Here is a 13,926-nt window from a genome sequence, read left to right on the forward strand (position 1 = left end):
CGTGAGCAACCCCGCAAAGTCCATCCGCATCGGCACCATGATCAGCGCTTCCAAGGGCGGCGCTGACAAGCGCATCGGCCAGATCGCCGATATGGGTTTCGAAAGTTTTGAGCCGTTCTTCTGGCAGACGACCAACGGCCAGGATCTCGCCGAGCTCGGCAAGCGCTCGCTGGATGCGATCGGCGACCGCGACATCACCATCTCGACTCTCGGCATGTTCGGCAACCCGCTCGAAGAGACCGATATCGACCTGCAGACGCTGCAGGGCTGGAAGGATTGCATCGACAATGCCCATCATTTCGGCGCCACCTGCGTTGCCGGCTTCACGGGCCGTCTCCGCGGCAAGGTGCTGACCGACAGCCTGCCGCGCTACAAGCAGGTCTTCGGTGATCTCGCAAAGCGGGCAGCCGACAAGGGCGTCAAGATCGCCTTCGAAAACTGCGCAATGGACGGCAACTGGGCGACCGGCGACTGGAACATCGCTCATAATCCGGATGCCTGGGAACTGATCTTCAACGAGACACCCGATGACAATATCGGCCTCGAATGGGAACCCTGCCATCAGATGGTTTATCTGATCGAGCCGCTGCCGCAGATCCGCAAATGGGCCTCGAAGATCTTCCACGTTCACGGCAAGGACGCGACGATCCGCTGGGATGTGATCAAGGAGCACGGCATTTTCGGCAAAGAGAAGTTCGTCTTTATGCGCACGCCGGGCTTCGGCGACAGCAACTGGACCGATATCATCTCCGAACTGCGCCTCGCCGGATGGTCCGGTTCGATCGATATCGAAGGCTGGCATGACCCTGTTTACCGCGACGCGCTGGAGATGACCGGTCAGGTCCATGCGCTGAACCACCTAAAGCATGCCCGGGGCGGCGATTTTGTTGCCGATCCGGTTTGACTGACCTATCGTGCGGCGTGCGCCGGCGGAGGAGGCCAGGCGTGCAACGCGATCATTTAAGCTTTCGCGGCATGGCCGCTTTTGGGAGGAAAGTATGAAAGCGATATCAAAACTGGCGTTGGCGCTCGGCGTTTCGATGCTGCTGTCCGGCACCGTTCATGCCGAGGACAAGACCTTCAAGATCTGGTGGTATGAAGACGCGGCAAGTGCCGCCGGTATCACCTGGAAGAAGGCACTTGAAACCTTCCAGGAGAAGCATCCCGACGTCAAAGTTCAGTTCGAGCTGAAGACCTTCGACCAGATCACCAAATCCGGCACCATGATCCTGAACTCGGCCGAAGCGCCGGATCTGATGGAATACAACAAGGGCAATGCCGTTGCCGGTCTCGCCGCCTCGCAGGGCCTGCTGACCGATCTCGGCGACGTTGCAAAGCAGCGCGGCTGGGACAAAGTTCTCTCCGATGCCAGCAACCAGCTGAGCCGCTACGACGAGAAGGGAATCTACGGCAACGGTCCGCTGATCGGCGTCGCCAATTACGGCGAATTCGTCTCGGTGTTCTACAACGAGAACATGTTCAAGGAAGCCGGCGTCGAGGTTCCCAAGACCCTCGAAGAGATGGAAAAGGTGATGGACGTCTTCGTCAAGAAGGGCGTCACGCCGATCGCAGAGGCTGCCAACGATTACCCGGCCCAGCATCTGATGTATCTCTTCGCGCTGTCGAAGGCCGATCCGAAGTGGGTCAACGACTTCCAGGCGATCCGCACGCCGCTCGATACCGCCCCCTTCGTCTATGCCGGCCAGAAGCTGCAGGAGTGGGTGAAGAAGGGCTATATCTCCAAGGATTCGACTGGCCTCAAGGCGCCTGACATGGCGAACCTGTTCGAAACCGGCAAGTCGCCGATGGTGGTGACCGGTACCTGGTACGGTGCCCAGTTCGGCGCCATCAAGAACTTCAAAGCCAGCCAGTTCCTGTTCCCGGGCAATGTCATTTCGCCCGCTTCGACCGGCAATATCTGGGTCGTGCCGAAGAATGCCAAGAACAAGGACCTCGCATACGACTTCATCGACATCACGCTGTCGAAGGATAACCAGGCGCTGTTCGGCAATTCCGGCGGCCTGCCCATCGCCGCCGATCCGGCCATGGTCACCGATCCGGTCGGCAAGATCGAGGTTGAGCTCTTCAACAAGCTCGTCGCCCAGAATGGCCTCGGCTTCTATCCGGACTGGCCGGTTCCCGGCTACTACGACGTCATGCTGAAGGCCACTCAGGCTGTCATCGGCGGCTCGGTCACGCCCGAGGAATTCGCCGAACGCCTGAAGGAACCCTACGACGAAGTGCAGGGCGACCAGTAAGTCATCCTGACCGGCAGGGCGCCACGGCGCCCTGCTTCCCCTCTCAAATGAAGCCGGAGGAAATATGTCGGGCGCATCCGCGGACGCACAGCCGGGCAGGGTCTATTGGTTTTACCTGATACCCGGAATGCTTGGTTTCGTGACCATCATTCTCATCCCGTTCGTCATGAACCTGGCAATCAGCTTCACGACGTGGAAGGGCATCGGCATTCCGAAATTCGCCGGTCTGCGCAACTACGAACGGCTGCTGACGGACGATACGTTCTGGCATTCGCTGGTCAACACCGCCGCCTTCGTCTTCGCCATGGCGATCATCCCGACCGCGATCGGCGTTCTTCTTGCCGCGCTTCTGTTCGACTACATCAGTTCGCGCTTTTCCAACGCGCTTGCCAGCTTCTTCCGGGCCGGCTTTTATCTGCCGCAGATCCTGCCGGTCTCGGCCGCCGGCATCCTCTGGGGCTGGATGCTGAACCCGTTCGGCATCATCAACGCCATCCTCGATGCAACCGGTATGGGCAGCCTCAAGCAGAACTGGCTCGGTGAGCCGCAGCTGGCGCTCTGGGCGATCATGGTCGTTATGGTATGGCTGCAGCTCGGCTATTGCCTCGTCGTCTTCATGTCCGGCCTTGCCCGCGTCGATCCCTCGCTGCAGGAGGCGGCAGAGCTCGATGGTGCCGCCTGGCTGCAACGCTTCTGGACGATCACCGTGCCTCTCCTGAAACCCGAGATCTTCGTCGTCGGCCTGACCACGACCATTGCTGCGCTCAAGGTCTTCGCGCCGATCTTCGTGCTGACTTCTGGCGGACCCGACAACGCAACAATGGTGCCGTCGCAGATGTCCTACCACGAATTCTTCGCCACCAACCGCGTTGGATATGGTGCGGCGATCACCACGGCGCAGATGCTGATGACCCTCGTCATCTGCTTCATTTTCATCCGCATCCAGTCGCGTCACACGGAGAACGATCGATGAGCGAAGCAGCGATCTCCCTCGACACGGCCAGCCGGCCGGCGCATGCGGCATCGACCGGCTCGATGTATGGATCATCGCGCTGGTGGGTGCTTGCCGCTATTTCCTTCGCGCTCATCCTCTTCCTGTGCCCCTTCGTGCTGGCGTTCACCAACGCGATCCGGACACCTGAGGACTACGGCACCTACGGGCCACTCGCTATTCCCCGAAGCTTCGACCTGACAGCGCTCAAGACGTTCTGGAACAATGTCGATTTCACGCAAAAGCTGATCAACAGCACGATCATCAGCGCATCGACAGCCGTTATCGCCGTGCTGCTCAGTCTGTTGAATGCCTATGCGTTCGGTATCGGCAAGGTCAAGGGCAGCAAATACATGCTGACGATCCTGCTCGTCGGCATCATGATCCCGCATGAATCGCTGATCTATCCAATCTACTATCTCTCCAAGGCCGTCGGACTGTTCGACACGATCTGGTCGGTGATCATCGTCTTCTCGGTCCTGCAGAGCGCCTTCGGCACCTATCTTCTCTCGTCGGTCATGACCGCATTCCCGCGCGAGATCATCGAGGCGGCCGAGATGGATGGCGCGACACCGTGGAAAATTCTCTGGACGATCGTCGTGCCGATGCTGATGCCGACGCTGGCGGTGCTGGCGACCTTCTTCTTCATCTGGACGTGGAATGAGTTCCTGCTGCCGTTGGTGCTGCTGGTCTCGAATGTCAACCAGACGGTTTCCGTATCGATGGGCGTGCTCAACGGCCAGTTTGTACAGACGCCGACGACGACGGCTGCCGCAGCTCTGCTCGGCATTGCGCCGACATTGATCTTCTTCCTGATCTTCCAGCGCACTCTGACGCGCGGCATTGCCGTGGGAGCCGTGAAATGATGCTCGTGAACAATCCGCTCTCCGTTCCAATCACAGGTCGCCTCGCATGAATCAGGACATCCAGATCGAACTCTCCGGAATCGAGAAGCACTACGGCGCCTACCACGCCCTCAAGAATATCAATTTGACGATCCCGAAGGGGCAGTTCGTGGCGCTGGTCGGGCCATCCGGCTGCGGAAAATCGACGCTCTTGCGATCGCTCGCGGGCCTCGAACGGATCACTGGCGGCACGATGAAGATCGCCGGCGACGTGATGAACGATGTGCCGCCGCGCATGCGCGACATTGCCATGGTTTTCCAATCCTATGCGCTCTACCCGCATATGACTGTCGAGCAGAATCTCACCTACTCGCTGCGCATGCGCAAGGTTCCGAAGCCGGAAGCAAAGCAGAAGGCTCAGGAGGTCGCGGCAATCGCGGGGCTGACCGGCCTGCTCGATCGCTATCCCCGGCAGCTATCCGGCGGCCAGCGCCAGCGCGTCGCCATGGGTCGCGCCATTATCCGCAATCCCAAGGCCTTCCTGTTCGATGAACCCTTGTCCAATCTCGATGCCGCGCTGCGTGTTTCGATGCGCAAGGAGATCCGCGCATTGCACGACCGGCTGCATGCGACGTCGGTCTATGTGACACACGACCAGATCGAAGCCATGACCATGGCCGACCATGTCGTCGTCATGCGTGACGGGATCATCGAACAGCAGGGCAAGCCGCTCGATCTCTACGATAAGCCGGCCAACAAGTTCGTTGGCGGTTTCATTGGCTCACCGGCGATGAACTTCATCCCGGCAATCGCCGGCGAAGATGGACGCAGCCTGGTTCTCGATTTCGGAACGGTGAAGCAAACCATCGCTTCCAACCATCAGCTGCAGCCGGGCGCCAGGGTGACGGCGGGGCTGCGGCCTGAACATCTCGGCATCACCGGGCAGGGGCAGGGGACCTTCGATGTGCCTGTCGCTTTTGTGGAATCGACGGGCTCATCGACCTTCGTCGCTACGGCAACCACGCCCGAAATGACGATCGTCCAGACCGGCCGCAGTGGCTCGCACGCGGGCGAGACGATCGGCGTGACCGTCGATCCCGCCCATCTTCATCTCTTCGACGAAACGAGCGGCGTCAGGATCTGACGCCGCCTTCGATTGTCAGCGTCCGCCTTCCAGCTTACGATGACGTTGGTTGGTGCCGTTGACGCCGTAGGGATATTGTCCGGGCGTCGGGGCGCTGATGTCGGTCAGCCGCTGCGTTTCTTCATCCGACAGCGTCAGCTCGGCGGCGCCGAGATTGTCGGCCAGCTGTTCGGTGGTGCGGGCGCCGAGAATGACCGAGGTAACTGCCGGGCGAGCCGCGACCCAGGCAAGTGCCACCTGCGCCATGCTGATGCCGCGTGCCCGGGCGATTTCCTCGACCGTGCTGATGATATTCCAGGTGCGTTCCTGCGCGTTGCGGGCCTCATAGGCCTCGCCGCCGCGCTTCGGATTCTCGCCGAGGCGCGTTGCACCCGTCGGCATCTGGTCACGTTTGTACTTGCCGGTCAGCCAGCCGCCGCCGAGCGGCGACCAGGGAAGCAGGCCCATGCCGGCGTCCTGGCAGGCCGCGACGATCTCGAGTTCTATATCGCGCATCAGCAGATTATATTGCGGCTGCAGCGTCACCGGGCGGGTATAGCCCTGTGCCTTGGCGATTTCCGAGGCTTTGGCGATATGCCAGCCGACATAGTTCGAAAAGCCATAATAGCCGATCTTGCCCGACGATACGGCGTCGTCGAGGAAGCGCAATGTCTCCTCGATTGGCGTCAGCGCGTCCCAGGCATGCATCTGATAGAGATCGATATAATCGACGCCGAGACGCTTCAGCGATGCGTTCAGCGCGTCGTGAAGGTGGCGCCGCGACAGACCGATATCGTTGGGCCCGTCGCCCATTGGGAAGCGGCCCTTGGTGGCGATCACGGCTTGGTTGGCCTCCGCCGGGCGGGCCTTCAGCCAGCGGCCGATGATCTCTTCGGAAACGCCGGCACTGTAAACATCTGCGGTATCGATAAAGTTGCCGCCCCAGGCGAAATAGTCGTCGAGCAGCTTGTGCGAGGTCGCCTCATCCGACTCTGCGCCAAATGTCATGGTCCCCAGGCAATAGGCGGTCACGATTGTGCCGCTCGGACCAAGCTTGCGATAATCCATTGAAAATCCTCCATTTCAAAAGACAACGCCAGATCTATCGCGCTGTGCCGTCACACACAACGCTCGCTCTCTCAATCGTGAACGGCAAGGCGCTGATTAGCGGAAACGGATATTCGCGCGGGTGAGCTGGTCGATCGACGAGCAACCCATCAGTTTCATGCCGCGTTCGAGTTCCGCATGCATCAGCGTCAGCGCGCGCTCGACGCCCGCCTGACCTGCTCCGGCCAGCGGGAAGAGGTAGTAGCGGCCGAGCCCGACGGCCTTGGCCCCGAGCGACAATGCCTTCAGAACATGGGTGCCGCGCTGAATACCGCCATCGATCATCACGTCGATCTTGTCGCCGACCGCATCGACGATCTCGGCCAGCTGATCGAAGCCGCCGCGCGAGCCATCCAGCTGGCGGCCGCCGTGGTTGGAAAGTACGATGCCGGTGCAGCCGATATCGATGGCGCGTTTGGCGTCTTCGACGGTCATGATGCCCTTGAGGCAGAACTGGCCGCCCCAGGTCTTCACCATATCGGCGACATCATCCCAGTTCATGGCGGGGTCGAGCATCTCGGTGAAATAGCGGCTGATCGACATGGTGCCGCTGCCCATATCGACGTGGCTATCGAGCTGGGGCAGCTTGAACTTCTCGTGGGTGAAGAAGTTGAGTGCCCAGCCCGGCTTGACCGCGAATTGTGCGATGCCGGCGAGGTTCAGACGGAAGGGGATGGAGAAGCCGGTCCGCTTGTCGCGCTCGCGGTTGCCGCCGGTGATGCTGTCGACGGTCAGCATCATCACCTGAACGCCCGCTTGCTTGGCGCGGGCCATCATCTCGCGGTTCAGGCCACGGTCCTTGTGGAAATAGAACTGATAGACCTGCGGCGCGCCGCTAATCCGCCGCGCTTCCTCAAGGCTGACGGTGCCGAGCGAGGAGACGCCAAACATCGTGTCGAACTTGCCGGCAGCCCGCGCAACCGCCCGTTCGCCGTCATGGTGGAACAGCCGCTGCAGCGCCGTCGGCGAGCAATAGACCGGCATTGCCAGGCGCTGCCCCATGACCGTCACGGACATGTCGACATCGGTAACCCCGCGCAACACGCTCGGCAGCAGATCGCAGCTTTCGAAGGAGGCCGTATTGCGCCGGTAGGTCACCTCGTCGTCAGCCGCGCCGTCGATGTAGTTGAAGATCGGGCCGGGCAGGCGGCGCTTCGCGAGATGGCGGAAGTCGTGGAAGTTATGGCAATCCGTAAGGCGCATTTTTGTGTCCAGAATCTCGTTGTCGCAGAGCGTCGCTTGCTAGGATTGATCGAGAAGCGCGAGCCACCGGCGGACGGCAAGCGCTACCCTGGTTGGAAATTGGTGGCGGCGCCGGCGGGGAGCCGCGCCGCTATCGTCTTTATACACATCGGCACGCCGCCGTCGATGAACCTGCCTGACATCATCAGCATTTCGCTGCCGATATTGCGCCGGCCGGTCCGGCGCTGATCTTCCATGGTGTCTTGGCACAATCGACAGCTCTTGCAAAGATAACCCATATGTGAAAATAATCTTCACATAAGAAAATTCATGGCCGGGAGGAGGCGTGATCGTGGCGCAGGCGCCGACAGTCGGGATTTCGTCCACCCATCCGTCCGACATGCCGCAAGCGCATGCCGATCTGCCGGTATGGAATGCCGAGAACTGGTTCTACGAGGATTGGCCCGAGGGCCAGAAGATCCGCTCGCTCCGCCGCACGATCGGGGAGAGCGACAGCCACCTTTTCAATGTGCTGGTGACCGACATCCATCCCTATGTGCAGGATCAGATGTTTGCGGAAAAGGAAGGTGTATTCGGGCGGCGTCTCGTCGCCGGCGCCTTCGTCTTCTCGGCAGGGCTTGGCCTTGTTGCCACCAACTGCGTCAACGCCTTTTCCTATGGCTATGACAAGCTGCGCTTCATCAAACCCGTTTTCATCGGCGATACGATCTACACGATCCGAACGAACCTCGACAAACGCCCGCGCTACAAGGAGCTCGGCCTCATCCGCGCGAGCTACGAGGTCTTCAAGGGCGAAGGCGAATTGGTGCTCTACTGCGAGCATCTGCAAACCGTGAAGTACAAGAACCCGGCCGACTTCGCCGGTAAGACAGAAAAGTAAGATGCAATGACGCAATCCAGCGATCTTCCCTTAAACGGCCTCGTCGTCGTCGACATGAGCCAGTTCCTCTCCGGCCCCTACTGTTCACTGCGCCTGATGGATCTCGGCGCGCGTGTCATCAAGGTCGAACGGCCCGACGGCGGCGACCTTTCGCGCCGGCTCTATCTCAGCGACACCGAAATAGGCGGCGACTCGACGATCTTCCACGCGATCAACCGCGCCAAGGAGAGCCTGGCGATCGACCTGAAGAACGAGAGCGACCTGAAGGCGCTGCGCGCCCTGCTCTTGAAGGCGGATGTGCTGATCCAGAATTTCCGCCCCGGCGTGATCGAACGGCTCGGCCTTCACTACGATGCGGTCAAGGAAATCAATCCGCGCCTCGTCTATGCATCGATCAGCGGATATGGCGATGAAGGCCCCTGGGTGAAGCGTCCCGGCCAGGATCTGCTCGCCCAGTCGCGTTCCGGCGTGATGTGGCTGAACGGCGACGAGGACCAGGGGCCTGTGCCGTTCGGACTGGCGATCGGCGACATGCTGGCGGGAGCGGCTGCCTGCCAGGGCATTCTCGCGGCCCTCGTGCGACGCGGCATCACTGGCAAGGGCGCGCTCGTCGAGACCAGCCTGCTGGAGGCACTTGTCGATTTCCAGTTCGAGGTGCTGACCACCCATCTGAACGACGGAAAGCGGCTGCCGAAGCGGTCAAACTTCCGCAGCGCCCATGCCTATCTCGCAGCTCCCTACGGTGTTTACGCCGCTTCTGATGGATATCTGGCGATCGCCATGACGCCGATCCCGAAGCTCGCCGATCTCCTCGGTATGCCCGAGCTAGACCCCTATCGCGACGATCCGTCCAGCTGGTTCCTGCAGCGCGATGGTATCAAGGAACTGATCGCCAAGCGGATCGCCACTAGGACAATCGACGAGTGGCTGGCAGTGCTCGAGCCGGCCGATATCTGGTGCGCAAAAGTGCTGAATTGGAACGAGCTTATGGACAGCGACGGTTTCAAGTCGCTCGACATGCTGCAGACGGTGACGCGCGAGGACGACGTCTCGATCCTGACGACCCGTTCGCCGCTGCGCGTCGATGGCGCCCGCCCGGTCTTCCAGCGCGCTGCTCCCCGGATCGGCGAGCATAGCGCTGCCATTCGCGAGGAGTTCGGCCTGTGAGCAAGGTGACCTTGAAAGGCATGACCTGGAGCCATCCGCGCGGTTACGATCCGATGGTGGCCTGTTCGCGGCTCTTCGAAGAGCAGACGGGTGTGGCGGTCCATTGGGAGAAGCGTTCGCTGCAGGATTTCGAGACCTATCCGGTCGAGGAGCTGGCGCGCGCCTATGACCTCATCGTCATCGATCACCCGCATGTCGGCCAGATCACCGACGAGAAATGTCTCTTGCCGCTCGACATTCCCGGACGTGAGGAAGAGCGCGTGGCCCTCGAAAAGGGCAGCGTCGGAGCCTCCTATCCGAGCTATCTCTGGCAGGGACATCAATGGGCCTTCCCGATCGATGCGGCGACGCAGGTCCAGGCCCTCCGGCCTGATCGGTTGCCGCAACCGGCCGCGACCTGGCAGGAGGTGATCGCACTGGCGAAGGACGGACGCGTGCTTCTGCCGCTTCGCCCGCCTCACACGCTGATGACCTTCTACACCCTGTCGGCCAACCGCGGGCATCCGTGTCGGACGCAGGCTGGGCAGTTGATCGACCCTCAAGCGGGGGCTGAAACCGTTGAGATGATGCGTGAAATCTCCGCGCTGATCGACCCCGCCTGTTTCGAGATGGATCCGATCGCGGTCTTCGAGCAGATGGCGGCTGCCGATAGCAGGATCGTCTGCGTGCCGCTGATCTACGGCTATGTCAGCTATTCGATGCCGGGTTTCCGCGACCGGCTGATCAAGTTTGCCGATATTCCCGTTGTAGGTCATCTTGGGCCCGTCGGCTCGGCGCTGGGCGGCACGGGCATCGCCGTCTCGGCCTTTTCAGGCAATCCCAAGGAGGCGGTCGATTTTGCCTATTGGGTTGCGTCCGCGGGGATCCAGCGTGGACTCTATGCCAGTGCCGGCGGCCAGCCGGGCCATGCGGCGGCATGGGAAGACGACGCGGTCAATCTGGCAACGGCCGACTTCTATCGCGGCACGCGCGCAACGCTGGAAGGCGCCTGGGTCCGTCCACGGCACGATGGCTACATGGCGTTCCAGCAGCGGGGATCTGACAGGTTGAATGCCGGATTGAAGGGTGGCGAAAGTGCCGCGGCAATCGTTGCCGATCTGAATAGGCTGTTTGCCGCCAGCTTCTAGGGAGCTGCCCTGGCGTTCCGATCCATCAAGGATGAGAGCGCCAGGGCGAACCTGTTATCAGAGATTCCAGAGCCGTTTCGCGTTGCCGGAGAAGACCTTTGTCCGCTCCGCTTCGCTGCTGCCTGCAAACAGCGCGTGCGTGGTCGCAACCCAGGTAGAGAGCCCACCGCCCAACGTGCAGACGGGCCAGTCGCTGCCCCAGACGAGGCGGTCCCAGCTGAAATTCGCGGTGACCTGCTCGATATAGGGCCGCAAGGTCTCGACATCCCAGGTCTCCGCATCGGCATAGGCCACGACGCCCGATACCTTGCAGACGACGTTCGGCCGCCTGGAGACCTCGCGAATGCCGTCCTTCCATGCGTCTGAGGCGCCGCTGCTGATCGCCGGCACGCCGCAATGATCGAGGACGAACTGAACCTCGGGTGCGAGGTCGATGAGCGCTAAAACCCGGCTCATCTGATGCGGCAGCGCGCAGATATCGAAGGTCAGCCGCGAGCCGGACATGCGCCTGATGTTCTCGCGAAACACTGCACCCTCTGAAAGTTCGTCGGGAACGACGTGCAGCACCCGGCGAAAGCCTTTGACGAAGGGATCGGCCGTCTGCCGCTCGAGATAGCCGGCAAAGCCCTCGTCCTCGGGACGGCAGGCAGCGATGGCGCCGCGGATCAGCTGGCCGCTGGTATCCGAGAGTTCCCTGACCACATCGGTTTCGCGCTGCATCTCGCCGGCATCGACATCCACCTCCATGTGAAGCGCCGCATCGATGCCGCAGCGGCGGGCTTCTGCCGCATAGGTATTATAGAGGAAATCCCTGTCCAGCGCCGGGACGCCGGAGAGCCAGGGATAGGTCAGTTTCGACCTGTCGATCAGGTGCAGATGGGTATCGATAAGCAAAGCGTCCTCCGCGTTTTGCAATGAATGGACCGCGCTCAGGGCGCGACGTTGACGTCCGATCCGACCAGCAGCGACAATTGTTCGGCGGTCTTCTGCAGATGGGTGATCGTCCGGGTGATATCCGGCGCGGACGGCGCATTGACCAGCGCGATATAGGGGCAGGTGAGGGCGGCAATACCCCGGCCATCGGGGCCCATGATCGGCGCGGAAAGGTTATAGACGCCGGCCGTCTGGGCGCTGGCCATCATCTCGTAGCCCCGCTCGCGGATCTGATCGAGCCGTTCGTAAAAGTCAGGCGTCAGGCGGGGATCGTCCTTGCTGCGGACGTGCTCCGAGATCATCAGTTCACGCTCTTCGGCATTACGGAAGGCCAGAAGCACATGGCCGGAGCCGGTGTCGAAAAGGTTCACATGCGAGCCGACGCGGATCGAGATGCCCCAGTAATCAGGCGCCTCCTGCTGGGCGATGACCACGGCATAGCCGCGGTCGAAAACGGCAAGATGATTGGCCTGGCGGGTCTTTTGCGCGAGATCGCGCATCAGCGGCGTTGCGAAGGATGCCAGGCGCCTTGTCGGCGCATGAAGCTGCGACAGGCCGAATAGCTTGAGCGTCAGCGCGAAGCGGTCGCCCTCCAGCTTGGTGACATAGCCGCGGCGCACCAGGCGGTCGAGCATACGGTAGAATTCGTTCGGGCTGCGATCGAGCCGCTTCGATATCTCGGCCTGCGTCAGGCCGTCCTCGACGCTGGCGAGCAGTTCCAGAATATCGAGACCCTTGTCGAGCGCGGGCGCGCGGTAACGGTCTGCGTCGTCCATGTCCATGTGCGATCTCCCATGAATGATAGTTGCATATACGCAGATGAACCATTCGAGAAGGGAAAGTTCCGCTTGACGCCGCAACTTTCTTGTCGTTTGTATATAAACATAAAACTCATATGTGAGGAGAGTCGGCGAACTCATCAAGATCGCCGTTGTGGAGGAGAGGAATATGAAAAGATTGCTAGCCAGCCTCGCGGCTGGAATTTCGCTGTTTGCATGCTCTACCAATGCTGCGGACCTGCCGGGCAAGTTCGAAGGCGTGACGATCGATGCCAAGCTGATTGGCGGACAGCAGTACGAGCCGCTCTATGGGCGCATCGCCGAGTGGGAAAAGGCGACCGGCGCCAAGGTCAACGTGCTCTCGAAGAAGAACTATTTCGAGCTCGACAAGGAAATGAAGTCGGATATCGCTTCCGGCGATATCAAGTGGTGCGTCGGGTCCAACCACTCGTCTTTCGCGCCGATCTACGAAGGCCTCTACACCGATCTGAAGCCGCTTCTGCCGGCTGAAGAAATCGCCAAGTTCGTCGATTCCACCATTTCAGCGTCGACGATCGACGACAAGCTGGTGATGCTGCCGCGCGCCCAGTTCGACGTTTCGGCGCTGTATTACCAGAAGAGCCTTTACACCGACGAAGCCAAGAAGAAGGCTTTCAAGGAAAAGTACGGCTACGATCTGACGCCGCCGGACACCTGGAAGCAGGTTTCGGATCAGGCGATCTTCTTCTCCAACCCGCCGAATTTCTTCGGCACGCAGTTCCCCGGCAAGGAAGAAGCGATCAACGGACGCTTCTTTGAAATGCTGGTCGCCGAAGGTGGCGAATATCTCGACAAGGACGGCAAGCCTGCGTTCAACTCCGAAGCCGGTATCCGAGCGCTCGACTGGTTCGTCAACATGTACAAGGCGAAGGCCGTTCCGGCCGGCACCACCAACTATCTCTGGGACGACCTCGGCGCGGGCTTTGCGTCCGGCACCGTCGCGCTCGATCTCGACTGGCCGGGCTGGGCCGCCTACTTCAACGACCCAAAGAACTCCAAGATTGCCGGCAATGTCGGTGTGATCGTCCAGCCTGCCGGCTCGTCCGGCAAGCGGACCGGTTGGTCCGGTCACCATGGCTTCTCGGTCACCGAAGCCTGCGAACATAAGGATGCGGCGGCCTCGCTCGTCTGGTTCCTGACCAACGAGGACTCGCAGAAGATCGAGGCGGCAAACGGCACGCTGCCGACCCGCAAGTCTGTCTGGGATTGGGATATCCAGCAGGCTGCCAGCGATCCTTACAAGAAGGAAGCCCTCGGCGCCTTCCAGGAAGCCATGAAGCATGCCTTCCCGGTTCCGCGCACGCCGGAATGGATCGAGATCTCCAACGCGGTCTATCCGGAGCTGCAGTCCGCCATCCTCGGCGACAAGACCTCCAAGGAAGCGCTCGACGCGGCTGCCGAAAAGGCAACCGGCATCCTCAAGGACGCCGGCGCCCTCTAATCCTGTCATAACAGGTCCCGCATCCGGCAACGG

Annotated in this window: 14 protein-coding genes; 10 read left to right on the forward strand and 4 right to left on the reverse strand. The window is 61.0% G+C overall.

What is annotated here, in order from left to right; genetic code table 11:
- Nucleotide 1 precedes the first annotated feature (1 nt).
- From AC1DV9_RS03745 to AC1DV9_RS03765, 5 genes are all read left to right on the forward strand, one after another.
- Complete coding sequence (locus AC1DV9_RS03745) at nucleotides 2–904, forward strand: sugar phosphate isomerase/epimerase family protein (protein WP_477942338.1); 903 nt, start codon at nucleotides 2–4, stop codon at nucleotides 902–904.
- Between the two features lie 94 nt (nucleotides 905–998).
- On the forward strand, nucleotides 999–2,258 hold the full coding sequence (locus AC1DV9_RS03750) for an ABC transporter substrate-binding protein (RefSeq protein ID WP_477942337.1): 1,260 nt from the start codon (nucleotides 999–1,001) through the stop codon (nucleotides 2,256–2,258).
- A gap of 64 nt (nucleotides 2,259–2,322) precedes the next feature.
- Nucleotides 2,323–3,231 (forward strand): carbohydrate ABC transporter permease, encoded by a 909-nt coding sequence (locus tag AC1DV9_RS03755; RefSeq protein WP_477942336.1) that lies wholly within the window; start codon nucleotides 2,323–2,325, stop codon nucleotides 3,229–3,231.
- Nucleotides 3,228–4,115, forward strand: coding sequence for a carbohydrate ABC transporter permease (locus AC1DV9_RS03760; protein ID WP_477831177.1), 888 nt, complete (start codon nucleotides 3,228–3,230; stop codon nucleotides 4,113–4,115). The genes AC1DV9_RS03755 and AC1DV9_RS03760 overlap by 4 nt, the downstream gene beginning before the upstream one ends.
- A 46-nt stretch (nucleotides 4,116–4,161) precedes the next feature.
- Nucleotides 4,162–5,238 (forward strand): ABC transporter ATP-binding protein, encoded by a 1,077-nt coding sequence (locus AC1DV9_RS03765; RefSeq protein WP_477942335.1) that lies wholly within the window; start codon nucleotides 4,162–4,164, stop codon nucleotides 5,236–5,238.
- 15 nt (nucleotides 5,239–5,253) lie between these two features.
- On the opposite strand, the gene AC1DV9_RS03770 is transcribed toward AC1DV9_RS03765, so the two are convergent.
- Complete coding sequence (locus AC1DV9_RS03770) at nucleotides 5,254–6,285, reverse strand: aldo/keto reductase (RefSeq protein WP_477942333.1); 1,032 nt, start codon at nucleotides 6,283–6,285, stop codon at nucleotides 5,254–5,256.
- Nucleotides 6,286–6,381: 96 nt separating this feature from the next.
- Entirely contained in the window at nucleotides 6,382–7,527 is a 1,146-nt protein-coding gene (locus AC1DV9_RS03775; protein WP_477946284.1) for an alpha-hydroxy acid oxidase, read from the reverse strand.
- Between AC1DV9_RS03775 and AC1DV9_RS03780 the strand changes: the two genes are divergently transcribed.
- From AC1DV9_RS03780 to AC1DV9_RS03795, 4 genes are all read left to right on the forward strand, one after another.
- On the forward strand, nucleotides 7,507–7,755 hold the full coding sequence (locus AC1DV9_RS03780) for a hypothetical protein (RefSeq protein ID WP_477942330.1): 249 nt from the start codon (nucleotides 7,507–7,509) through the stop codon (nucleotides 7,753–7,755). The genes AC1DV9_RS03775 and AC1DV9_RS03780 overlap by 21 nt on opposite strands.
- Before the next feature lie 151 nt (nucleotides 7,756–7,906).
- Nucleotides 7,907–8,407 carry a MaoC family dehydratase gene (locus AC1DV9_RS03785; protein WP_112598618.1) on the forward strand — a complete coding sequence of 167 codons (501 nt, stop codon included), beginning with the start codon at nucleotides 7,907–7,909 and terminating at the stop codon, nucleotides 8,405–8,407.
- A 6-nt stretch (nucleotides 8,408–8,413) separates the two neighbouring features.
- Nucleotides 8,414–9,574: a CaiB/BaiF CoA transferase family protein gene (locus AC1DV9_RS03790; protein ID WP_477942329.1), complete on the forward strand. Its 1,161-nt coding sequence runs from the start codon at nucleotides 8,414–8,416 to the stop codon at nucleotides 9,572–9,574.
- Between the two features lie 20 nt (nucleotides 9,575–9,594).
- Nucleotides 9,595–10,701 carry an extracellular solute-binding protein gene (locus tag AC1DV9_RS03795; protein ID WP_477942513.1) on the forward strand — a complete coding sequence of 369 codons (1,107 nt, stop codon included), beginning with the start codon at nucleotides 9,595–9,597 and terminating at the stop codon, nucleotides 10,699–10,701.
- A gap of 57 nt (nucleotides 10,702–10,758) precedes the next feature.
- Here AC1DV9_RS03795 and AC1DV9_RS03800 read toward each other — a convergent pair whose 3' ends face one another.
- Together AC1DV9_RS03800 and AC1DV9_RS03805 are read right to left on the reverse strand one after the other, a co-directional pair.
- The gene (locus tag AC1DV9_RS03800) at nucleotides 10,759–11,595 is read right to left on the reverse strand and encodes an amidohydrolase family protein (protein WP_477942327.1); all 837 of its coding nucleotides are present in this window, start codon (nucleotides 11,593–11,595) and stop codon (nucleotides 10,759–10,761) included.
- Between the two features lie 35 nt (nucleotides 11,596–11,630).
- A complete protein-coding gene (locus tag AC1DV9_RS03805) occupies nucleotides 11,631–12,416 on the reverse strand; it encodes an IclR family transcriptional regulator (protein WP_477942325.1) in 786 nt (261 codons plus the stop codon).
- Nucleotides 12,417–12,582: 166 nt separating this feature from the next.
- On the opposite strand from AC1DV9_RS03805, the gene AC1DV9_RS03810 reads away from it, so the two are divergent.
- Nucleotides 12,583–13,893: an extracellular solute-binding protein gene (locus AC1DV9_RS03810; RefSeq protein WP_477946286.1), complete on the forward strand. Its 1,311-nt coding sequence runs from the start codon at nucleotides 12,583–12,585 to the stop codon at nucleotides 13,891–13,893.
- Nucleotides 13,894–13,926: the final 33 nt, after the last annotated feature.

The sequence above is a fragment of the Rhizobium sp. 01L410 genome, from assembly GCF_056400165.1.